We start from the raw sequence: 20,187 nt of genomic DNA, 5'->3' as shown, positions 1-20,187 counted from the left end.
TCTGACGGTCACTTGAGGAGTTTGTGTTCCAGGAGTTTCTTGCGCAGGGTGTTGCGGTTCAGGCCCAGCCATTCGGCGGCCTTGGACTGGTTGTGGTCGGCCTGAGACATGACCACTTCAAGCAGCGGCTTCTCGACCACCTTGACCAGCATCTCGTACATGCCGTCGGGCTCGGTTCCCCGCAGGTCCTTGAAATAGCCCTCCAGGCTGTGGCGCACGCATTCTTCAATGTGCTTCTTGCTCATACGGTCGCATCCATAGGTTCTTGTTCTGTGTTCGTGCAGGGGCTCGCGGGCAGGCGGTCCATCAGCTGCGCCAGGCCGTCCAGGTAGTCGGCCACCGCCTGCAGCTGCTGGCCGGCTTCGTCCAGCGCATTCATGCGCGTGCGGAAGGCCTCGCCGCCGGGCAGCTCGCGCAGGTACCAGCCAATGTGCTTGCGCGCCGAGCGCACGCCGGTGAACTCGCCGTACAGGCGGTAATGGTCCTGCAGGTGATCGAGCAGGGCGCGGCGCAGCTCGGCCACCAGCGGCGGTGCCAGCAGCTCGCCGGTGGCCAGGAAATGGCCGATCTCGCGGAAGATCCAGGGCCGGCCCTGGGCCGCGCGGCCAACCATCAGCGCGTCGGCCCCGGTCGCCGCCAGCACCTCGCGCGCCTTGTGCGGCGAGTCTATGTCGCCATTGGCCACCACCGGCACGCGCACCGCGGCCTTGACCGCGGCGATGGTCTCGTACTCGGCCTGGCCACGATAGCCCTGCTCGCGCGTGCGGCCGTGCACCGTGATCATCTGCACGCCGGCGCTCTCGGCCGCACGCGCCAGCGCCACGGCATTGCGCTGTGCCTGGCACCAGCCGGTGCGCATCTTCAAGGTGACCGGCACGCCGCGCGGCGCGCAGGCCGCCACCACGGCCTCGACGATGGACAGCGCCAGCGCCTCGTCCTGCATCAGCGCCGAGCCGGCCCATTTGTTGCAGACCTTCTTGGCCGGGCAGCCCATGTTGATGTCGATGATCTGCGCGCCGCGGTCCATGTTGTAGGCCGCGGCCTCGGCCATCATGGGCGCGTCGGTGCCGGCGATCTGCACCGCGATCGGCCCCGGCTCGCCCTCGTGGTTGGCACGGCGCGAGGTCTTGAGGCTGTTCCACAGATCGCGCCGCGAGGTCACCATCTCGCTCACCGCGTAGCCCGCGCCGAACTGGCGGCACAGCTGGCGAAACGGCCGGTCGGTCACGCCGGCCATGGGCGCGACGAACAAGGCGTTCGGCAGTGAATAGGGGCCGATCTGCATGAAGCTGGGGAACGGGGTGGCTTGGTTTGGCGCGACGCCGGGACAGAAGGGTTGCGATTGTACCTGCTCAAAATTTCAGCAAATGAAAGACGTTGCCCTGGCGGCACAAGGGGAAAACCGGAGGGGGCTTGCAAGCCTGGTGCAAGAAAAGCGTCGCAAGCCCTGGCTGACGGGGCCTGCCGCTACACTTGTTGCATCCATGGACACTTGGCTGCAGCCCCTGCTCTCTCTCCTGGCCCTGCCCCAGTATGGCCTGAGCACCCTGTTCCTGGTCGCCTTCGTCTCGGCCACGCTGCTGCCCATGGGCTCGGAGCCGGCGCTGTTCGGCCTGGTCAAGCTCAACCCTGAGCTGTTCTGGCCCGGCGTTCTGGTCGCCACCGCCGGCAACACCCTGGGCGGGGCCGTGAGCTGGTGGATGGGCTTGGGCGCGCACCGCATGGTGGACCGCGTGCGCCATTCGCCCACCCACCTGAGGGCGCTGGACTGGCTGGAGCGGCTGGGCCCCAAGGCCTGCCTGCTGTCCTGGCTGCCCGCGGTCGGCGATCCGCTGTGCGCCGTGGCCGGCTGGCTCAAGCTGCCGTTCTGGCCCTGCATGGTCTACATGGCCATCGGCAAGTTCATGCGCTACCTGGTCATGACGGCCGGCCTGCTGTGGGCCTTTCCCGGCGTCATAGGCCACGGCGGCTGAAGCCGCCTCAACCAGTCTTCTCCGGCGGCAGCAGGGCCGCCCAGTCCACCGCCTCGCGCGTGTCCACGAACACGGCCTGCGCGCGCTCTTCCTCGTCCAACGGCTCGCGATGGGCCAGCTGCGACTGCAGCACGGCCTCGTCGGCCTCGGAGGCATCGCCACCCGCCAGGGCGCGGCTGCGCACGCGCTCGCGCAGCAGCGCCTCGGGCGCCTCGAAGGCCAGGATCAGGCAGGACACTCCGAGCTCGCGGGCCTGGGCCCGGAACGCGGAACGCTGCGCGCGGTGCAGGAAGCTCGCGTCCACCAGCACCGGCCAGCCGGCGGCCAGCAATTCGCGCGCAAGCAGCGCCAGGCGCGCGTAGGTGCGGCGCGAGGCCTCGGCGGTGTAGATGCCCGGCCCGGCCAGGCCGGCGCTAGAGGCCTCGGGCGGCAGGCCGAACAGGCGCTTGCGCTCCACGTCGGCACGCAGGCGCACCAGGCCGCGTGACTCGACCAGGGCCTGGCTCTGGCTGCTCTTGCCCGAGCCCGAGACGCCGCAGGTCAGCCACAGCCGCGGCTCGCGTTCGCGCGTGAACTGCGCGGCCAGGCCCAGGTAAGCCCCAAGCTCCTGCGCCGCCGCCTGGCGCGCCTGGCCAGTCAGCTGCGCCAGACGCAAGCCCGCCACCCGTGCGCGCACCAGGGCGCGGTAGACCAGGTAGTAGGGCAGCAGGCGCAGGCCCGCGTAGTCGCCGGTCTGCTCGAGCCAGGCGTTGAGCAGGCGCCAGGCCAGATCCGCGCGGCCGCGCGCCTGCAGGTCCATCAGCACGAAGGCCAGGTCGGCCATCACGTCGATCCAGCGAAAGCGCGGGTTGAACTCGATCGCGTCGAACAGCTGCGGCTCGCCGTCGACCAGCACCAGGTTGCCCAAGTGCAGGTCGCCATGGCATTCGCGCACCCGGCCCTGCGCCAGGCGCTGCGCGAACAGCCCCTCCAGGGCCTGGCCCTGGGCCTCGGTCCAGCGCGCCACCTGGTCCAGCGTGGCCGCGAGCGCCGGGTCCGCCAGTTGATGGACCGGCTCGCCGAGCGGGGCCACGACCTGCCGGACCACGCTGCGCACCGTCTCGGGCTTGCCGAACTCGCCATCGGCCGGCGCCACGGCCGCCGCGGCATGAAAGTGCGCGAGCTGCCTGGCCAGCCGGTCGACCTGCTCCGGCCGCAGGCGGCCCTGCTCGATCAGCCGGCTCAGCAGCGCTTCCTGGTCGAAGCGCCGCATCTGCACCGCCCAGTCCAGCACCGGCCCATCGCCACCCATGCGCGGCGCCCGGGCCTGGCCGGTGACCGGCACCACGCCGAGGTAGAGTCCGGGCGCGGCGCGGCGGTTGATGCGCAGCTCCTCCTCGCAGGCCGCGCGGCGCAGGGCCTGCGTGCTGTAGTCGAGGAAGTCGAGCTTGAGCGGCTTCTTGAGCTTGTAGGCGTAGTCGCCAGCCAGCAGCACCCAGGAGATATGGGTCTCGATGCGTTGCACATCGGACGCGGGATGGGGGAAGGCCTGCGGGCTGCGCTGCAGGCGCTCGATCAGGCACTGGCTGCTGGCCAGTGGGTCGATGGCCGTCGCGCGCTTTTTCATGGGTCAGGCGCCTTGGCTGACAGTCCTTCAACGGTAGAACTGAGGTATCGCGCGAACCATGAATGCGTCGAACAGCGGGACCGTGAATGCCATGTCGCCGTGCGCAGGGCTGTAGATCATTCCCTTCTTGATCAGCTTTGCCCGTACCGGCCCAAGGCTGTTCACCTTGACGCCCAGGGTTTCCGCGATATCGCCGGTGCGATGGTCGCACGGCCCCAGTTCGGCCATCGCGCGCAGGAAGTTTTTTTCGCTTGGCGTCAACCGCTCATAGCGGACACGAAAGAAATTCGCATCGAGCCGGCGGATGACGGTGGCGGTCGCGGTGTTCACGATGTCCAGTGTGATCGGGCTGGATGGCGCCATATTCCACGCCTGATAGCCCCACTCTTGCAGGAAGTAGGGGTATCCCTTGGTCAACCGGAATATTTCGTGCAGCGCATCTTCCTCGAAGCTGACGCCGGCGTCGCGGGCGGGATCCTGCAGGGCCTTCGCCGCATCCGCTTCTGAAAGCGCGCCGATGTCGGGGAAGCTGAACAGTCGCTCGGCGTAGGACTTCGACTCGCCCGCCAGTCCCGGGAGAATCGGCAGGCCGGCGCCCACCAGCACCATCGGGAGCTGACGCTGCTGCACCTTGTGCATGGCCATGATCAAGGCGCCCAGTTCCTTGTGGTTGAAGTACTGGATTTCATCGATCAGCAGCGCCACCGAACTGTTGCGCTCCGCCGCCGCCTCGGCCACTGCGACGAACAGATTGGGAAGGTCGATTTCGAGATCGCCGCTGTCGGCCGCCCCTTTTTCCGGCTCGATATCCAGCCCGATGTCGACATCACCAAAGCTCAGCTTGATCGAGCCGATGAAGCTGCGCAAAACAGCCAAGCCCCGCTTGACCTTGTCGCCCGCCCCGGCGGCCCGATCGAGATCGAACAGCAGCCGTCGCAGATAGGGCGCAAGCAGCGGTCCCAGCCGCTTGTCTTCATGCGCCTCGACGGCAATCGTGCGGTAGCCTCCGGCATCGGCGAGACGCTCGATCTCGTTCAGCAGCACCGTCTTGCCGACGCCGCGCAGTCCGGTCAGCAGCATGCTTTTCTCCGACCGTCCTATCTTGATGCGGCCAAGCAGTACGCGTGCCTGGTCAAGCACCGGCTCACGCCCCACGAGTTCGGGCGGGGGCGACCCGGCACCGGGCGAGAAAGGGTTCTTGATCTGGTCCACGGGCGAATTCTAGTCATTTATACCCATGTATATCCAATTCTTTTTATAGATTGATATACACAGGTAGAAAGCCCTCACCTCACCCTGGGATGCAGGACTGGGTCATCGAGCCCAATCCCATGTCCATTCACGCCCATTTCGGGCGTCACACGTTGAACAGGAAGTTCATCACGTCGCCGTCCTTGACGACGTACTCCTTGCCTTCGCTGCGCATCTTGCCGGCGTCCTTGGCGCCCTGCTCGCCCTTGCAGGCGATGAAGTCATCGTAGGCGATGGTCTGGGCGCGGATGAAGCCGCGCTCGAAGTCGCCGTGGATCACGCCGGCCGCCTGCGGCGCGGTGTCGCCGATGTGGATGGTCCAGGCGCGCACTTCCTTGACGCCGGCGGTGAAGTAGGTCTGCAGGCCCAGCAGCTTGAAGGCGGCGCGGATCAGGCGGTTCAGGCCGGGCTCGTCCTGGCCCATCTCGGCCAGGAACAGGGCGCGGTCCTCGTCGCTCATGTCGGCCATGTCGGCCTCGATCTTGGCGCAGATCGCGACCACGGGCGCGTTCTGCGTGGCGGCGTACTCCTTCAGGCGGTCGAGGAAGGGGTTGTTCTCGAAGCCGTCTTCGCTGACGTTGCCGACGAACATGGCCGGCTTGGCCGTGATCAGACACAGGGGCTTGAGCAGCACCTGTTCTTCCTTGGACAGCTCCACGGTGCGCACCGGCCTGCCCTGGTCGAGCGCGGCCTGTACCTTGCCCAGCACCTGCACCAGCTTGGCGGCCTCCTTGTCGTTGCCCGACTTGGCGGCCTTGGTGTAGCGCTGCAGGCTCTTTTCAACGGTGGCCAGGTCGGCCAGGCAGAGCTCGGTCTGGATCACCTCGATGTCGGCAATCGGGTCCACCTTGCCGGCCACGTGGATCACGTTCTCATCCTCGAAGCAGCGCACCACGTTGACGATGGCGTCGGTCTCGCGGATATGGGCCAGGAACTGGTTGCCCAGGCCCTCGCCCTGGCTGGCGCCCGCCACCAGGCCGGCGATGTCGACGAACTCCACGATGGCCGGCACGATGCGCTCGGGGTGGATGATCTCGGCCAGCTTGCCCAGGCGCGGGTCGGGCACCTCGACCACGCCGACGTTGGGCTCGATGGTGCAGAACGGGTAGTTCTCGGCGGCGATGCCGGCCTTGGTCAGGGCGTTGAAGAGGGTGGACTTGCCGACGTTGGGCAGGCCCACGATGCCGCATTGGAGGCTCATGGCGGGGCTTTCAGGAAATCTGAGGGTAACCGGTCATTTTACTGGCGCCCACGCTGGGCGCCGAACCGTCAGTCGAAGCGGAAGTCCGCCGCCACGGCCTGGCCCACGCGCAGCAACTGGCCGTCGCCCTGCAGCACGATGGCGTTCATGCCGAAGCTGATGGCGCCATCGAGGCGCGGGTCCTGGCGGTAGGCCTGCAGCGCGTCGCCCACGGCCGGGTTGGAAAGCGCCGTGGCCGGGTCGATGTTGGGAATGGGGCAGCGCGCGCAGGGCTTGACGGGCTTGAGCCGCGCCTCGCCCGCCTCGGTGGCGATGCGCAGCAGGTCCACGCGGTCCTCGTCGTGCGCCTCGACGCCGGCCAGCACCAGGTTGGGCCTGAAGCGCTCTATGCCGACCGGGGCTTCCCCGGCGGCGGCCAGGCGCTGGTTGAGGCCCTCCAGCGAGGCCTCGCTGGCCACCAGCAGGGGGAAGCCGTCGCTGAACTGGTTCGGCGCCTCCAGGCCGCCGGTCCATTTCAAGCTGGACAGGCGGCGGTGCTCGGGATCGAAGCGCACCAGGCGCAGCTTCTGACCGAGGAAATCGCTGAACCACTGCGCGGCCACCTCGCCCATGTCGTAGGCGGCGACCTCGTCGTCCCACACCCGCGCACGGGCAGGCTGCTCGACGGCGTCTATGGCCAGGTGCAGCGCCAGCATGCCGGGCGCGCGCAGCACGATCTCCAGGGTCTTGAGCTGGGGGCGTATCAGCGCCATGCGCGGCAGCTCGCGCTGGCTGACGAAGCGGCCCTGGGCGTCGACCACCATCCAGGCGCGGTCCAGGTCCAGGCCGGCGTCGGTCAGCACGGCCTCGTGCAGCTCCACGCCGGCGCAGGACTTGACGGGGTAGACGAACAGGCGCGACAGGGTGGCCTGGACTTCGGCCGCGGCGGGGATGGCTGTGGAACTCACGGTGGCAGTCCTTTGCATGGGTCGGAACGGACAGCGGGCCGGCGTGACGCAGCACGGAGCCGCCGAGGCCCGATTGTGCCCGCCTCCTACAATCCCCCGCATGGCACACCACCATGACATCTGTATTCGCGGGGCCGGCATCGTGGGCCGGGCCCTGGCCCTGCTGCTCGCGCGCGAGCGCCTGCACGTGGGCCTGCTCGGCGCCGGCCAGCCCACGGCCGAGGGCCACGGCGACGTGCGCGCCTACGCGCTCAACGCCAGCGCGCGCGCCCTGCTCCAGGCGCTGCGCTGCTGGCCCGAAGGCGATGCCGCCACGCCCGTGCTCGAGATGCAGGTGCACGGCGACCGCGGCGGCCAGGTCGCGTTCAGCGCCGCCGCCCAGGGCGTGGAAGCCCTGGCCTGGATCGTCGACGTGCCGGCGCTGGAGGCGCGGCTGGCCGAGGCCGTGCGCTACCAGCCGCTGATCGAGAGCCTGGACGCGCCCGTTCCTGCGGCGCTGACCGTGGTCTGCGAGGGCCGCGCCAGCCGCACGCGCGCCGAGCTCGGCGTGGACTTCGAGATCACGCCTTACCCGCAGCACGCGATCGCCACGCGCCTGGCCTGCGAGCGCCCGCACGGCCAAGTGGCCCGGCAATGGTTCAGCGAGCGTGGCGAGATCCTGGCCTTGCTGCCGCTGGGCGGGCCGGCCGGGAACTCCGTGGCCGTGGTCTGGTCTGTCCTGCAGGAGCGCGTGCCCGAGTTGATGGCGCTCGCGCCCGAAGAATTTGCCATGCAGCTCGAAACCGCCAGCCAGCACAGCCTGGGTGCCCTGAAACTGATCGCCGAGCGCGCCGCCTGGCCGCTGCAGCTGGCGCGCGCGACGCGCTGGGTCGGCCGCAGCGCCGAAGCTCAGGCCTGGGCGCTGGCCGGCGACGCGGCCCATGCGGTGCACCCGCTGGCCGGCCAGGGCCTGAATCTGGGGCTGGGCGACGCCGCGGCGCTGGCCGAGGTGCTGCGCGGGCGCGAATACTGGCGCAGCGTAGGCGACCTCAAGCTGCTGCGCCGCTACGAGCGCGCGCGCCAGGCCGAAGTGCTCGGCATGGGCCTGGCCACCGACGGGCTGCAGCAGCTGTTCTCGCTCGCCGGCGACCCCTGGGCCGCGCTGCGCAACTGGGGCATGAGCGGCTTCGAGCGCAGCGGGCCCCTCAAGGCCTGGGTGGCGCGCCGCGCCATGGGCCTCAATTGAACACAGGAAAGAAGCCAAGCACCATGAAACCCGTCAAGACCGCCTTGGCCGCCCTGGCCCTGTGGCTCGCCTTCGGCGCGTCGGCCCAGGAAGCCGCGATCCGCAAGAACCTGGCCGAGCGCCTGCCCAACCTGCCCAAGATCGACGAGGTCAGCAAGACGCCCATGGCCGGCCTCTACGAGGTGCGCATCAACGGCAGCGAGCTGTTCTACACCGACGCCGAGGGCAACTTCCTGATCCAGGGCCAGCTGATGGACACGCGCCAGCGCCGCAACCTGACCGAGGAGCGCGTCGACAAGCTCACGGCCGTGGCCTTCGACGCCCTGCCGCTGAAGAACGCCTTCACCATCGTGCGCGGCAACGGCAAGCGCCGCCTGGCCGTGTTCGAGGACCCCAACTGCACCTACTGCAAGCGCTTCGAGCGCGACCTGCAGAAGGTCGACAACGTGACCATCCACCTGTTCCTCTACCCCATCCTGGGGCCCGATTCGCAGGAAAAGTCGCGCCACATCTGGTGCGCCAAGGACAAGGCCAAGGCCTGGACCGACTGGATGCTGCGCGAGCAGCTGCCCCCCGCCGCCAACTGCGACGCGGCGGCCCTGGCCAGCAACGTCGAGTTCGGCCGCAAGCACCGCATCACCGGCACGCCCACGCTGATCTTCGCCGACGGCACGCGCGTGCCCGGCGCCATCGGCACCCAGGAAATCGAGAAACAACTCGCCAGCGCCGCCAAATGAGCAGCCCCACCCTGCCCGCCGCGCCGCTGAGCCGCGACCAAGACGCCACCGCCAGGCTGGTCCAGCGCCTGGGCCATGCGGGCCTGGCCCCCTTCGTGCTGCTGGCGCTGCTGATCTGGCTGGTCGACGCCTCGCTCCATCCCTTCGTGGCCCTGGCGCTGGCCGCCTGGGGCGCGGCCATCGTCTCGTTCCTGGGCGGCGTCCACTGGGGCATCGCGCTGCGCGACGCCGGCGCGAGCGCGGCGCGCTTTCACCTGGCCTGGGGCGCCGTGCCCGCGCTGCTGGCCTGGCTGGCCATCGTGATGCCGGCCTACGCGGGCCTGCCGCTGCTGGGGCTGATCCTGGTGGTCTGCTACCTGGCGGACCGCAGGTCCTGGCCCGCCGCCGGCCTGGCCGAGTGGTTGCCGCTGCGCCTCAGGCTCACCGCCGTAGCCACCCTGAGCTGCCTGCTGGGCGCCGCAGGGACCTGAACCGGCGCAGCGAACGGCTCGGGTATTCTCGGGCCACCATGCCCGCAAGCCGCAAAGCCCCCTCTCCCGCCCCGGCCGCCATCCACTACCTGGTGGAGCCGGCCGAGCTGCACGCCCACCTGTTCCGCGTCACGCTGCAGATCGCCCAGCCCGCCGCCGTGCAGCGCCTGTCGCTGCCGGTATGGATTCCGGGCAGCTACCTGGTGCGCGAGTTCTCGCGCCACCTGCAGGGCCTGCAGGCGCGCCAGGGCCGGCGCGCCGTACCGCTGCAGCAGCTCGACAAATGCAGCTGGGAGGTGCTGTGCGACCCCGCGAAGCCGCTGACCCTGGTCTACGAGGCCTACGCCTTCGAGAGCTCGGTGCGCGCCGCCTGGCTGGACACTGCGCGCGCCTTCTTCAACGGCACCAGCCTGTGCCTGCGCGCGCATGGCCACGAGCAGCTGCCGCATGCGCTGACGCTGCAGGCCACGCCGGCCACGGCGCACTGGTCGGTGGCCACGGCGCTGGCGCCGGTCGAGACCACCCGGCGCGGCTTCGGCCGCTACCAGGCCGCCGACTACGACGAGCTGGTCGACAGCCCGGTGGAGATGGGCGAGTTCTGGCAGCGCGAATTCCAGGCCGGCGGCGTGCCGCACCGGCTGGTGGTGGCTGGCGCGCCAGCCTCGTTCGACGGCGAGCGCCTGCTGGCCGACACGCAGAAGATCTGCGAGACGGCGATCCGCTTCTGGCACGGCAGCAAGAAGCCGCCGATGCCGCGCTATGTGTTCCTGCTCAACGTGGTCGACGAGGGCTATGGCGGCCTGGAGCACCGCCACTCGACGGCGCTGATCTGCGGCCGGCGCGACCTGCCGCGCCAGGGCGAGGCCAAGCGCGGCGAGGGCTACACCACGCTGCTGGGCCTGATCAGCCACGAGTACTTCCACACCTGGAACGTCAAGCGCCTGCGCCCGGCCGAGTTCGCGCGCTACGACTACGCTCAGGAGAACTACACCCAGCTGCTCTGGTTCTTCGAGGGCTTCACCAGCTACTACGACGACCTGCTGCTGCGCCGCGCCGGCCTGCTCGACGACGCGGCCTACCTCAAGCTGCTGAACAAGGGCATCAACCAGGTGCTGCAGGCGCCGGGGCGCGCCCTGCAGTCGGTGGCCCAGGCCAGCTTCGACGCCTGGGTGAAGTTCTACCGCCCCGACGAGAACACGCCCAACGCCACCGTGAGCTACTACAGCAAGGGCGCGCTGGTGGCGCTGTGCCTGGACCTCACGCTGCGCCACGAAGGGCGGACCACGCTGGACGAGGTGATGCGCGCGCTGTGGTCGCGCTGCGCCGGCGGCCCCATGGGCGAGGCCGACCTGGCCGCCGTGCTGGCCGAACTGGGCGGGCGCTCCTTCGCCAAGGAACTCGGGGCCTGGGTGCACGGCACGGGCGAGCTGCCGCTCAAGACCCTGCTGCAGCAGCAGGGCATCGCGGTGCTCGAGGAGCCCTCGCAGATGGCGCAGCGCCTGGGCCTGCGCGTGAGCGAAGGCCCAGGCCTGCAGATCAAGACCGTGCTGCGCGGCGGCGCGGCCGAGCGCGCCGGCCTGGCCGCGGGCGACGAATGGCTGGGGGTGGAGGTCGGCCCCAAGGCCATCGGCGGCAGCTGGCGCCTGAGCAAGCTCGACGACCTCGCGCTCTACGCCGGCGAGCATCGCCGCCTCACGGCCCTGGTGGCACGCGACCAGCGCCTGCTGCGCCTGCCGCTCACGCTGCCTGCCGCCGCCACGACCTGGCGTCTCGCGCTGCGCGAGGCAAGTCAGCCGCGCAGCTGGCCCGCGCCTTAAGCGCCTTCAGCCACGCAGGTCGACCACCCGCTTGGCCTTGCCCACGCTGCGCTCGACCCCGCCCTCGGGGCGCAGCTCGATGTCCACGCTGCTGCCCACGTAGACCTTGATCTCGTGCTGCAGCAGCTTGGCCGCGGCGCGCGCCTCCAGGCTGTCGGGGGCCACGCCGTGGCGCGTCTCCACTGCCACCTTGAGGCTGTCCATCGGACCCTCGCGCGTGAGGATGCACTGGTAATGCGGCGCGAGCTCGGAGCGCTTGAGGATCAGCTCCTCGATCTGGGTCGGGAACACGTTGACGCCGCGGATGATCATCATGTCGTCGCTGCGGCCGGTGATCTTGGCCATGCGCCGCATGCTGCGCGCCGTGCCGGGCAAGAGGCGCGTGAGGTCGCGCGTGCGGTAGCGGATGATGGGCAGGGCCTCCTTGGTCAGGCTGGTGAACACCAGCTCGCCGGGCTCGCCGTCGGCCACCGGCTCGCCGGTCTCGGGGTTGATGATCTCGGGGTAGAAATGGTCTTCCCAGATCGTGGGGCCGTCCTTGGTCTCGGCGCATTCGCTGGCCACGCCGGGGCCCATGACCTCGCTCAAGCCGTAGATGTCGACCGCGCTGATGCCCATGCGCTGCTCGATGGCCAGGCGCATGTCGTTGGTCCAGGGCTCGGCGCCGAAGATGCCTATGCGCAGCGAGCAGCTCCTGGGGTCCAGCCCCAGGCGCTCGAACTCGTCGGCGATGGCCAGCATGTAGCTGGGCGTGACCATGATGATGTCGGGCCGGAAGTCCTGGATCAGCTGCACCTGGCGCTCGGTCTGGCCGCCGCCGAAGGGCACGACGGTCAGGCCCAGCTTTTCCGCGCCGTAGTGCGCGCCCATGCCGCCGGTGAACAGGCCGTAGCCGTAGCTCACGTGCACCATGTCGCCCGGCCGCGCGCCGGCCGCGCGTATGCTGCGCGCCACCACGCCGGCCCAGGTGTCTATGTCCTTGAGCGTGTAGCCCACCACCGTGGGCTTGCCGGTGGTGCCGCTGGAGGCGTGGATGCGCGCGCAGCGCTCGCGCGGCACGGCGAACATGCCGAAGGGGTAGCTGTCGCGCAGGTCCTTCTTGGTCGTGAAGGGGAACTTCGCGAGGTCGGCCAGGCTGCGGCAGTCGTCGGGATGCACACCCGCGGCGTCGAACTTGGCGCGGTAGACCGGCGAGTTGGCGTAGGCGTGGCGCAGGGTGGCCTGCAGGCGCTTGAGCTGCAGTGCGCGCAGCTCGTCGATGCTGGCGGTTTCTATGGGTTCGAGGGCGAAGGCGGTGTGGCTCACTGAAAGTCTCCGGGTCTGGCGTCGTCTGGCGGGCTGGGGGGCGATAAGGAAAATCGAGGGCTCAGGCAGGGATCACCGTGCCGGGAATCTGTGCGCTCTTGCCACGGAACAGGGCGACGACCTCGCCGCGCTGGTTGGTGACCTTCATGTCGTAGATGCCGTGCCGGCCGCTGAGCGTCTGCTCCACGCCCTCGCAGGTCAACAGGTCGCCCTGCTGGCCGGGCTTGAGGAACTCGATGCTGCAGCCCGCCGCCACCGTGTTGCGGTTGCGGCTGTTGCAGGCAAAGGCGAAGGTCGAGTCGGCCAGCGTGAAGATGAAGCCGCCGTGACAGATCTGGTGGCCGTTCAGGTGCAGCGGGCGCACCCGCATGCGCATCACGGCGCGGCCGGGCTCGCAGCTCAGCAGCTCCATGCCCATGGTGTCCTTGGAGGCGGTGTCGACCGCGAACATGGCTTCGCCGACCTGGCGCGCGAGCTCGCGCGCCTGCTCGGGCGTGGGGTGGTGTGCCGAGGTCATGCTCATTCGCCCTTGAACTGCGGGGCGCGCTTCTCGAGAAAAGCCGTCACGCCCTCGATGTAGTCGTGCGTGCGGCCCAGGGCCGACTGCAGGTCGCGCTCGGCGTCGAGCTGCTGCTCCAGGCTGCGCGTGGCAGCGCCCTGCAGCAGCTGGCGCGTGGCCAGCAAGGCCCGGGTCGGCATGGCGGCCAGACGCTCGGCCAAGGCCAGGGCGGCGGCCAGGCTGTCCTCGGCCAGGTCCCAGATCATGCCCCAGTCCTTGGCCTGGGCCGCGGGCAGCTTGTCGCCGGTCATGGCCAGCGCCATGGCGCGCGCCAGGCCCAGGCGCTCGACCAGCAGCCAGCTGCCGCCGGTATCGGGGATCAGGCCGATCTTGCTGAAGGCCTGGACGAAGCTCGCGCCCGGCGCGGCGATCGCGATGTCGCAGCACAGGGCCAGCGAGGCACCGGCGCCCGCCGCCACGCCGTTGACCGCGGCGATCGTGGGCACGCGCAGCGCCTGCAGGCGGCGCGCCGTGGGGTTGAAAAACTGCTCGACCAGGGGCCCGGGGTCGGCGCGCTCGGCCTGGCCGGGGCCGGGCGTGAAGTCCAGCTCAGACAGGTCCAGGCCGGCGCAGAAACCGCGCCCGGCCCCCGTGATCACCAGGGCGCGCAGGCCGCGGTCGGCCTCGACCTGATCCAGCGCGGCCCAGAGCTCGCGGTGCATCTGGCGCGTGAAGCTGTTCAGCGCCTGGGGACGGTTCAGCGTGGCCAGCGCCACGCTGCCGCGCTTCTCAAACAAAATGGTCGGTTCGCTCATGAGGGTCTCCTGGAGGCGGAAATGTAGCATTAACCGACCGATCGGTTGGTTAATGTTTTCCCGAGGTTCTTTATAGTTGACGTTCACGTCAACCATTGCAACAGTAACCGAGGAGATCGCAAATGGCCTATGAACTGGTCGAAGTCCGCACCGAAGGCGGACAGGTCGGCATCGTCACGCTCAACCGTCCCAAGCAGCTCAATGCGCTGAACAGCCAGCTCATGGACGAGCTGGGCGCCGCGCTCAAGGCCTTCGACGCCGACGAGGCGATAGGCTGCATCATCGTCACCGGCAGCGAGAAGGCCTTCGCCGCCGGCGCCGACATCGCTGCCATGGCCAAGTACGACTTCCACGAGGTCTACAAGAACGACTTCATCACGCGCAACTGGGAGACCATACGCTCGGTGCGCAAGCCCGTGATCGCGGCCGTGGCCGGCTTCGCCCTGGGCGGCGGCTGCGAGCTGGCCATGATGTGCGACTTCATCATCGCGGCCGACAACGCGCGCTTCGGCCAGCCCGAGATCAAGATCGGCATCATCCCCGGCGCCGGCGGCACGCAGCGCCTGCCGCGCGCCGTGGGCAAGTCCAAGGCCATGGACATGGCGCTCACCGGCCGCATGATGGACGCGACCGAAGCCGAGCGCGCCGGCCTGGTCAGCCGCGTGGTGCCGCTGGACAAGCTGATGGACGAGGCCCTGGGCGCGGCGCTGCTGATCTGCGGCCACGGCCAACTGGCCACCATGGCGGCCAAGGAATGCGTGAACCGCGCCTTCGAGGGCGGCCTGTCCGACGGCGTGATGTACGAGCGCCGCCTGTTCCACGCCCTGTTCGCCACCGCCGACCAGAAGGAGGGCATGGACGCCTTCCTGGCCAAGCGCGCCCCGAATTTCACGCACAGCTGACGCAAGCGGCAAAAATCAGGCTATAATTTTTGGCTCAGGCGCTTTAGCTCAGTCGGTTAGAGCGATGGAATCATAATCCACAGGTCCGCGGTTCGAATCCGTGAAGCGCCACCAATAAAATCAAGGACTTAGCAGCGAAAGCGGCTAAGTCCTTTTTCTTTGCGACGGTCGATGTAAGGGCAGATGTAAGTCGATTTTTCGCGTCCAGCGAGCAATCGCCGGACGGTGGCGACTCCTCGCCAGGAGGCTTTGGTTTGCTACCCCTCTGTGAGCGGCTGCAGACGCCTAGTCAGTTGCGGCCGCATGTCGGCAGCACCCTGCTCGTTACCCAGGTACTTGATGTAGGGGATGTGCGTCACGTCGAAGGGAACGTCTGCGCATCGCGGATGCGCCGCACTTTCGTGAAGTGATCGTGAATTCAAGTGGTCGGGCCGAGCTGCATGTCAGTGAGCAAATGACATAGCTGCGGCAGTACAGCTCAAGGTCCAGCGCCACTACGCGTCGAGGGTCGCGTCAAGTGCTGTCCGCGGACGGCTCGGCGTGATCCTGATGCCCGCCCTCCCTGCCAGCTATGAGCAGTTGTGGATTACCCTGATCAAGCTCACGCACTGCGCCTCACCTTGGCCGGCTGCATCGCCGATGGCCTTTCCCCGCACTGATGCCCGCCAGGCAGTCGGTGATGCGCCGGGCCTTGATCTCCACGGTCCTCTTAAACTATCGCCGCGGGGCTCAGATTTGCGAGCTCCGTTCCTTTAGCAACTGCAACCCTCACTCACAGAACCCTCACAAATGAACCGTGTTGAACTGATCGAAAAACTGGCGACCACCCACGACCTGAGCAAGGCAGAGGCGGGCCGTATTCTGGAGACCCTGACCAGCACCATCATCGCCGCCGTGAAGAAGGACGAGCCAGTCCAGCTGGTCGGCTTCGGCACGTTCAAGCAGGTCGCACGGGCAGCCCGCACTGGCTTCAACCCCCAGGCCGGCACCAAGATCAAGATTGCCGCGGCCAAGGTGCCGAAGTTCATTGCCGGCTCCGCATTCAAGGCCGCCGTGGACCCCAAGGTGGCCAAGCGTAAAGCCGCCCAGTCAGAGGCCAAGGCGGCTGCCAAGCCGGTGAAGAAGGCTGCTGCCAAGAAGCCGGCCAAGAAGTAAGACAGACACCCAGGAGTAGGACCGCCCGACAGTCCGGCAAGCGGGACAACGCCTGGGCCCTCAGTGTGCGGGCGCCAGCGTCGACGGCTGATCCACGTGCAGGTAGCGCCGAATGTCGGCCAACGGCCAGCCAAGCCGACCATGCAGGCGAACCGGTCGGATCGGCCCGCATTCCTTGCAGGCCCAGATTCGCAGCGTTTGCGGCCTGAGGTTGAGGTAAAAAGCGGCCTCGGCAGTGGTCAGCATCGGGCGCACCACCTGCTCCAGTGGAAGATGATGCGGCCCGTGCTGTTGCCGCGAAGGCTCCGGCAACGGCCTGTGCCGCACGACGGGGAGAGAGAACGAGAACAACTGAACCATGGGGAACTCCAGAATTGAGGCGGAACGGAACCGGCCACGGCTTTTTGGCGTGGCGACCGAACGGAGCGCGACGCGGCGCGTCGCGGGATTGACGGGTTTCTGGTTTGGCTGGCGCATTCGGCCAGCCAGTTGATGAATGACACCACCGCGGTGTCCGTTGATGGAAGGCCCGGGGGAACCTTCGCCTCCATGGAGGCAGCTGCGCCAATATAGATCCTCGTCGATCACGTGGCAAACGGCCAGGGCCTGCTGTCGAGGATTCCCTGGTCTCGGCCCATCACCAGTTCGGTGGCCAGCAAGACGTCCTGCCTTGTGACAATCACTGGCGTATGACCTCGGCCGATGGCGAGGTTCACGGCCGCCTGGATCACCGCTTCGGCGTCGGCGACACTGACTTCTCCGAGCATGTCCACTACGCCGGCCGCCTCGAAACTGGGTTCGAGGCGGACGCTCCGGGTTCGCAGCCAGGCCGCGAGATGGGCCAGCCGTACGACGTGTTGCCGCGCGTCCGCTCACTTCGCTCAACGCCCAGGATTTGAACGCCGCGTTGTTGCGCACAAACCGCTCTCGTCCACTTACGTGTCTGGGATGTCGTGACCGGCCTCCCGCAGGGCCTTGGCCCAGCGCCGTATCGCCGCTCGCAGCCTGCGTCGACTCTGGTCGTCGATCGGCATGGTTGGCACCAGCGCCAGCACTTGCGCCATCGTGACGTAGCCGTGCTCGAGCAACGCCATGCAGAACTTGCGGTCCTTTTCACGCCCGGCAGCCGCCTTCGACAGGAAGAGATCTATCACGTCCAGGCAGTAGCCGACCCGGCCATTGGTGTTGGTATTCTGTACCCTATGAACACGGCTCTGCCAGCCTTCTGGCAAGGTGGCGGTTTCTGGACCAACGCCCTGGGCATAGTAGCCATGGGTCGCCTGGAATTGCGAGCCTTCGCCGATCGCACCGTCGATCTTGTCCGCCAGCTCTGGGGCTTCTTTCGGGTAGATGTCGACCTCCATCGACACCGTGAACACCTCTGCGGGCCTGGGCACAGAGCCGAGAATGGACTGGCTGCCGACGATGACAAATTCGTACTGGCCGGTGATTTCGGCGCTGGCGCGGATGACGTGCTCCAGCTCTTCGCGGGTCATGGCGCTCCCTCGGAAACCGGCACACGCGGCGGCTGTCCGCTGAGCACAATCCCCTTCTTGAGTTCGCCAACTTGGGCGAGGATGCCCTGGCGCACATCTTCCGGCAGCACTGTGACAAGCGGCGAGGCCTGCCGCAGCTGCTGGGCACGCCGACTGCGGCCGAGCACCTTTCGCCAGGCACAGTCTTCCAGGATTTGCACCCACTCGCGCCAAAGGGTAGCCGAGCGTGAATCGCCTGTTGCAAGCCAGCGCTGAGCGGTCGCCTTGGCCTGCTGCACCAGGGCGGGGTTTGCCTTGGCCATCCGCACGGCTTCCTCGTGAAGCAACATGCTCTGCAGGTCCTGCAGGAGATGCCGGCCATCATCCACGGACACCTGCACCTGAACCACAGGTGCCGCGCGCCGCGATCGTGCTGCCGCAGAGCCCGCTGGCGGCGGAACGAGGCTGTCTCCGGCGAGCAGTGCCAATTCACCACTGACGCCCAGCACCGACATCACGCGCAAGTAGGTACCGATGGCGGTTGCCGGGTCTCCGGCCTCGACGGCCCGAAGGGTGGTGCGGGTGATCCCGACGCGCGCGGCCATCTCGACCGTGCCCAGCCCCTGCGATTGACGCAGCCGCTTGAGCCGGTCGCCCAACTGCAGCAGCAGTTGACGGTCCAGCGCGGAAGTAATTTCGGCGGCACTCATTTGGACAATATACTAGCCAAAAATTGACAAATTGGCTACTATGATGACCAAATCATCGGCCTGCGAGTGAGTTTGCTCATGCTCTGGCCGAGCCGCGCGCGCGGGTCGGCCAGAGATTTCAAGAAATCGAGGCGTCGGTGCAATTCAACATCCGGAAGCACCAAGTTGGCCCAGTCGGGATCGACTGCATTGCCTGCATGCTCGCCTCGTTGGCGCCAAGGATCGCCGGAGCGAAGATTCAATGACGACACGCGGCGAACCAGGCGTCGAGCTGCCGGCTGGCTCACCGCGTTCCAAGCCGGGTGATAGCGCCCCTCTCTATTGCTGTGACGTGGTCGCCATCAGGAAACTCGCATCAAACGTCGACGCGGCATGCTCCGCCGTCCTGATCGGAGAGATCAACGGTCGCGGCCGCGACCGGCGCTGCCATGGGGCCGGCGCAGGGCAGATCACAGCTGTCCCAGCGGTGGGCAGGAGGGCCAAGGAGCGTATCATGAAGAAAAGCAGTTCACTGAAGGCCAGATCGCTTTCGCGCTGAAGCAGGCATCCCCACTTTCGCTGCCAAGTGCGCTTCACGAAGCGCTTTCGCATCTTCGAGCGCGTTGTGCGGGATTGCTGATTCGGGTTTGAGAAATTCCACGAGCTCCATGGACAGAGGAGGGGCGACCAGCCGGTAGCCCGGCCTGGTCAGCAGGAAGCCGCAGAAGTGGACAAAATCTGCAGGCCAATCTGCAATGATGTGGACTTGGTCATGCTTCCCCAGCCACCGGACTAGCGACTTCTGCATCCGCTCTTTGGTAGTTTGGCGCTTCTTCAGCACCGGAATCACATTGGCCGCGACCCATGGTTCCGGATCCTCGCACCCGAGAACTTCATACCATTCTCGACCGGCTTCATCTACAAGGGCCATGCTGATCAGCGGCCCGTGGAAACCATTGAATTCCGTGTCCAGCCACAGGCGCATGTCGGGCTCCTTCTCTTCAAGATTCGAAATATTCATGTACGGTGCTGCAGATGTCCGACGCCCTGCGGTGAGCGCTTTGGGCAATCGATCGAACGGGACGATGCGGGCCAAGTGGTCCGGCGGCAACAGCTCCCCCGGCACAGCCGAGGCATCGCGCGCGCTTGCAGGTTCGGCATAACCGCTCCAAAGCCAGCGCAGGTGCTGCTCTCGGCTTCCACGAGCTCGGTCACGATCCGGTCAATCGCGCGCTTCAACTGCTCGCGTGTACCTGCCCACTCGAAGCTGCCGCGTTCTGAAAGCACCAAAACTCCGTTGGTTCTGCCCTCGTCATGCCGCACCTCCTCGAGGAGGAGAGTCCACCAATCCGGTTGCCGGGGAAGGCACCTACTATCCCGGCGAAAAATAGCGATTCCGATCCTGGCGGCACCCGCCGCTGACTCGGGATGATGCCGAATTTCCTTTCCCAATTCCATGCTCTTGCGCTCCTATTGAGACCATCGAAAGGTCTTGTGGGAGACTAAGGCACAAGTGCGATGGCACGTGGCGCTCTTTCAAGGGGTTAGGGCATCGTTGGAGCGATTTCATGGGATTTTTCGCGCATGGTTGCTCCCGCCGAAGCGGGTATCCGTGATATGCACATTCCCTGCTGCATTCGCGACACCGGACATGGTAGCCGGCGGTGGACGGCCAGCAGCGACCCTTCGGGCACCGCTGGCTGCTTGACCGTTTCAAGCTGGGTGCGGCCCGTCGGCGTCGCCGAGCCAAGCGGAGCGATCGTGCCCTCAGCGGTCGCTTGCCATCTGTCAGGCCGTGCTGGCCGATGCCGGCTACGGGGTGGACAACGCCTTTCGTCAGGCAAGATGGGATGGCCAGCCGGTTACTGTCGTGCGCCTCGATGAGGGGGAAATGTGCTCCTACTTGCCCGTCCGGCGCTGAACCACTGTCTTGTTCAGGACGGAGGGTCGGATGTCTCTTCAAGGCTGACAGCGGTCCGTCGCTGCGAGTCAACCAACGTGTCCGACCGGCCATTATGAGAAGGCCCCAGTTATGAGAAGTTCTGGGATGGGGTAGGCCGGCAGGCCGCGTAAACGCTTGCGATCTGGGGCGTGGCGGCGCGTTGCACTGGACATAAATC

At 67.5% G+C, this 20,187-nt stretch carries 21 protein-coding genes and 1 tRNA gene; 8 read left to right on the top strand and 14 right to left on the bottom strand.

From position 1 onward, the window contains the following. Positions 1-8 precede the first annotated feature (8 nt). Together FFS10_RS14210 and dusB are read right to left on the bottom strand one after the other, a co-directional pair. Positions 9-245 carry a Fis family transcriptional regulator gene (locus FFS10_RS14210; RefSeq protein ID WP_137895126.1) on the bottom strand — a complete coding sequence of 79 codons (237 nt, stop codon included), beginning with the start codon at positions 243-245 and terminating at the stop codon, positions 9-11. Then, the gene (gene dusB / locus FFS10_RS14205) at positions 242-1,285 is read right to left on the bottom strand and encodes a tRNA dihydrouridine synthase DusB (protein ID WP_137895125.1); all 1,044 of its coding nucleotides are present in this window, start codon (positions 1,283-1,285) and stop codon (positions 242-244) included. The genes FFS10_RS14210 and dusB overlap by 4 nt, the downstream gene beginning before the upstream one ends. A 199-nt stretch (positions 1,286-1,484) precedes the next feature. Between dusB and FFS10_RS14200 the strand changes: the two genes are divergently transcribed. Continuing rightward, complete coding sequence (locus FFS10_RS14200; protein WP_137895124.1) at positions 1,485-1,973, top strand: YqaA family protein; 489 nt, start codon at positions 1,485-1,487, stop codon at positions 1,971-1,973. A gap of 7 nt (positions 1,974-1,980) precedes the next feature. Here the strand turns inward: FFS10_RS14200 and FFS10_RS14195 are convergent, their stop codons facing one another. The 4 genes from FFS10_RS14195 to FFS10_RS14180 all read right to left on the bottom strand — a co-directional run bounded on the left by FFS10_RS14195 (position 1,981) and on the right by FFS10_RS14180 (position 6,978). Then, on the bottom strand, positions 1,981-3,579 hold the full coding sequence (locus tag FFS10_RS14195; RefSeq protein ID WP_137895123.1) for a bifunctional aminoglycoside phosphotransferase/ATP-binding protein: 1,599 nt from the start codon (positions 3,577-3,579) through the stop codon (positions 1,981-1,983). A 27-nt stretch (positions 3,580-3,606) separates the two neighbouring features. Beyond that, positions 3,607-4,791: an ATP-binding protein gene (locus tag FFS10_RS14190; RefSeq protein ID WP_137895122.1), complete on the bottom strand. Its 1,185-nt coding sequence runs from the start codon at positions 4,789-4,791 to the stop codon at positions 3,607-3,609. A 145-nt stretch (positions 4,792-4,936) separates the two neighbouring features. Next, entirely contained in the window at positions 4,937-6,031 is a 1,095-nt protein-coding gene (gene ychF, locus FFS10_RS14185) for a redox-regulated ATPase YchF (RefSeq protein ID WP_137895121.1), read from the bottom strand. A 68-nt stretch (positions 6,032-6,099) separates the two neighbouring features. Then, positions 6,100-6,978, bottom strand: a complete 879-nt coding sequence (locus tag FFS10_RS14180) for an MOSC domain-containing protein (protein ID WP_249931304.1) — start codon at positions 6,976-6,978, stop codon at positions 6,100-6,102. Between the two features lie 100 nt (positions 6,979-7,078). Here FFS10_RS14180 and FFS10_RS14175 point away from each other — a divergent pair, with 100 nt between their 5' ends. Genes FFS10_RS14175 through FFS10_RS14160 form a run of 4 tightly spaced genes read left to right on the top strand, consistent with a single transcriptional unit; the run spans position 7,079 to position 11,227 of the window. After that, positions 7,079-8,203 carry an FAD-dependent monooxygenase gene (locus FFS10_RS14175; RefSeq protein ID WP_137895119.1) on the top strand — a complete coding sequence of 375 codons (1,125 nt, stop codon included), beginning with the start codon at positions 7,079-7,081 and terminating at the stop codon, positions 8,201-8,203. A gap of 23 nt (positions 8,204-8,226) precedes the next feature. Then, complete coding sequence (locus tag FFS10_RS14170) at positions 8,227-8,940, top strand: DsbC family protein (protein ID WP_137895118.1); 714 nt, start codon at positions 8,227-8,229, stop codon at positions 8,938-8,940. Then, positions 8,937-9,410 (top strand): DUF3429 domain-containing protein, encoded by a 474-nt coding sequence (locus tag FFS10_RS14165; protein ID WP_137895117.1) that lies wholly within the window; start codon positions 8,937-8,939, stop codon positions 9,408-9,410. Before FFS10_RS14170 ends, FFS10_RS14165 begins: the two co-directional genes overlap by 4 nt. 38 nt (positions 9,411-9,448) lie before the next feature. Further along, on the top strand, positions 9,449-11,227 hold the full coding sequence (locus tag FFS10_RS14160; protein ID WP_137895116.1) for a M61 family metallopeptidase: 1,779 nt from the start codon (positions 9,449-9,451) through the stop codon (positions 11,225-11,227). A 6-nt stretch (positions 11,228-11,233) separates the two neighbouring features. Here the strand turns inward: FFS10_RS14160 and paaK are convergent, their stop codons facing one another. From paaK to FFS10_RS14145, 3 genes are all read right to left on the bottom strand, one after another. Beyond that, positions 11,234-12,532, bottom strand: a complete 1,299-nt coding sequence (gene paaK, locus FFS10_RS14155) for a phenylacetate--CoA ligase PaaK (RefSeq protein WP_137895115.1) — start codon at positions 12,530-12,532, stop codon at positions 11,234-11,236. A gap of 61 nt (positions 12,533-12,593) precedes the next feature. Beyond that, positions 12,594-13,055, bottom strand: coding sequence for a hydroxyphenylacetyl-CoA thioesterase PaaI (paaI, locus tag FFS10_RS14150; RefSeq protein ID WP_137895114.1), 462 nt, complete (start codon positions 13,053-13,055; stop codon positions 12,594-12,596). After that, a complete protein-coding gene (locus tag FFS10_RS14145) occupies positions 13,052-13,846 on the bottom strand; it encodes an enoyl-CoA hydratase-related protein (RefSeq protein ID WP_137895113.1) in 795 nt (264 codons plus the stop codon). Before FFS10_RS14145 ends, paaI begins: the two co-directional genes overlap by 4 nt. A 122-nt stretch (positions 13,847-13,968) precedes the next feature. On the opposite strand from FFS10_RS14145, the gene FFS10_RS14140 reads away from it, so the two are divergent. The 3 genes from FFS10_RS14140 to FFS10_RS14130 all read left to right on the top strand — a co-directional run bounded on the left by FFS10_RS14140 (position 13,969) and on the right by FFS10_RS14130 (position 15,903). Next, positions 13,969-14,748 carry an enoyl-CoA hydratase gene (locus FFS10_RS14140; RefSeq protein ID WP_137895112.1) on the top strand — a complete coding sequence of 260 codons (780 nt, stop codon included), beginning with the start codon at positions 13,969-13,971 and terminating at the stop codon, positions 14,746-14,748. A gap of 37 nt (positions 14,749-14,785) precedes the next feature. After that, positions 14,786-14,862 (top strand) — tRNA-Met (locus tag FFS10_RS14135). 675 nt (positions 14,863-15,537) lie between these two features. Beyond that, positions 15,538-15,903 carry an HU family DNA-binding protein gene (locus tag FFS10_RS14130; RefSeq protein ID WP_137895111.1) on the top strand — a complete coding sequence of 122 codons (366 nt, stop codon included), beginning with the start codon at positions 15,538-15,540 and terminating at the stop codon, positions 15,901-15,903. A 60-nt stretch (positions 15,904-15,963) separates the two neighbouring features. On the opposite strand, the gene FFS10_RS23785 is transcribed toward FFS10_RS14130, so the two are convergent. From FFS10_RS23785 to FFS10_RS14105, 5 genes are all read right to left on the bottom strand, one after another. Then, positions 15,964-16,380, bottom strand: a complete 417-nt coding sequence (locus FFS10_RS23785) for a helix-turn-helix domain-containing protein (protein ID WP_349654588.1) — start codon at positions 16,378-16,380, stop codon at positions 15,964-15,966. A gap of 107 nt (positions 16,381-16,487) precedes the next feature. Next, the gene (locus tag FFS10_RS14120; RefSeq protein ID WP_137895110.1) at positions 16,488-16,670 is read right to left on the bottom strand and encodes a hypothetical protein; all 183 of its coding nucleotides are present in this window, start codon (positions 16,668-16,670) and stop codon (positions 16,488-16,490) included. 168 nt (positions 16,671-16,838) lie between these two features. After that, the gene (locus tag FFS10_RS14115; RefSeq protein WP_137895109.1) at positions 16,839-17,399 is read right to left on the bottom strand and encodes a DUF6036 family nucleotidyltransferase; all 561 of its coding nucleotides are present in this window, start codon (positions 17,397-17,399) and stop codon (positions 16,839-16,841) included. After that, on the bottom strand, positions 17,396-18,088 hold the full coding sequence (locus FFS10_RS14110) for a helix-turn-helix transcriptional regulator (RefSeq protein WP_137895108.1): 693 nt from the start codon (positions 18,086-18,088) through the stop codon (positions 17,396-17,398). Before FFS10_RS14110 ends, FFS10_RS14115 begins: the two co-directional genes overlap by 4 nt. A 508-nt stretch (positions 18,089-18,596) precedes the next feature. Beyond that, a complete protein-coding gene (locus tag FFS10_RS14105; RefSeq protein ID WP_212744135.1) occupies positions 18,597-19,163 on the bottom strand; it encodes a hypothetical protein in 567 nt (188 codons plus the stop codon). Positions 19,164-20,187 lie beyond the last annotated feature (1,024 nt).

Source organism: Ramlibacter sp. 2FC (assembly GCF_005503345.1).
In the GTDB taxonomy this organism is placed as follows: Bacteria; Pseudomonadota; Gammaproteobacteria; order Burkholderiales; family Burkholderiaceae_C; genus SCMQ01.
This window is presented reverse-complemented; position numbering and strand designations above follow the sequence as displayed.

What these genes read in the sequence shown, in the direction of transcription:
- dusB (WP_137895125.1), bottom strand. Translation starts at nt 1,285, where the DNA reads ATGCAGATCGGCCCCTATTCACTGCCGAACGCCTTGTTCGTCGCGCCC.
- FFS10_RS14200 (WP_137895124.1), top strand. Translation starts at nt 1,485, where the DNA reads ATGGACACTTGGCTGCAGCCCCTGCTCTCTCTCCTGGCCCTGCCCCAG.
- FFS10_RS14115 (WP_137895109.1), bottom strand. Translation starts at nt 17,399, where the DNA reads ATGACCCGCGAAGAGCTGGAGCACGTCATCCGCGCCAGCGCCGAAATC.
- FFS10_RS23785 (WP_349654588.1), bottom strand. Translation starts at nt 16,380, where the DNA reads ATGCGCCAGCCAAACCAGAAACCCGTCAATCCCGCGACGCGCCGCGTC.
- FFS10_RS14130 (WP_137895111.1), top strand. Translation starts at nt 15,538, where the DNA reads ATGAACCGTGTTGAACTGATCGAAAAACTGGCGACCACCCACGACCTG.
- FFS10_RS14145 (WP_137895113.1), bottom strand. Translation starts at nt 13,846, where the DNA reads ATGAGCGAACCGACCATTTTGTTTGAGAAGCGCGGCAGCGTGGCGCTG.
- FFS10_RS14160 (WP_137895116.1), top strand. Translation starts at nt 9,449, where the DNA reads ATGCCCGCAAGCCGCAAAGCCCCCTCTCCCGCCCCGGCCGCCATCCAC.
- FFS10_RS14110 (WP_137895108.1), bottom strand. Translation starts at nt 18,088, where the DNA reads ATGAGTGCCGCCGAAATTACTTCCGCGCTGGACCGTCAACTGCTGCTG.
- FFS10_RS14175 (WP_137895119.1), top strand. Translation starts at nt 7,079, where the DNA reads ATGGCACACCACCATGACATCTGTATTCGCGGGGCCGGCATCGTGGGC.
- FFS10_RS14165 (WP_137895117.1), top strand. Translation starts at nt 8,937, where the DNA reads ATGAGCAGCCCCACCCTGCCCGCCGCGCCGCTGAGCCGCGACCAAGAC.
- ychF (WP_137895121.1), bottom strand. Translation starts at nt 6,031, where the DNA reads ATGAGCCTCCAATGCGGCATCGTGGGCCTGCCCAACGTCGGCAAGTCC.
- FFS10_RS14140 (WP_137895112.1), top strand. Translation starts at nt 13,969, where the DNA reads ATGGCCTATGAACTGGTCGAAGTCCGCACCGAAGGCGGACAGGTCGGC.
- paaI (WP_137895114.1), bottom strand. Translation starts at nt 13,055, where the DNA reads ATGAGCATGACCTCGGCACACCACCCCACGCCCGAGCAGGCGCGCGAG.
- FFS10_RS14195 (WP_137895123.1), bottom strand. Translation starts at nt 3,579, where the DNA reads ATGAAAAAGCGCGCGACGGCCATCGACCCACTGGCCAGCAGCCAGTGC.
- FFS10_RS14170 (WP_137895118.1), top strand. Translation starts at nt 8,227, where the DNA reads ATGAAACCCGTCAAGACCGCCTTGGCCGCCCTGGCCCTGTGGCTCGCC.
- FFS10_RS14210 (WP_137895126.1), bottom strand. Translation starts at nt 245, where the DNA reads ATGAGCAAGAAGCACATTGAAGAATGCGTGCGCCACAGCCTGGAGGGC.
- FFS10_RS14120 (WP_137895110.1), bottom strand. Translation starts at nt 16,670, where the DNA reads ATGCTCGGAGAAGTCAGTGTCGCCGACGCCGAAGCGGTGATCCAGGCG.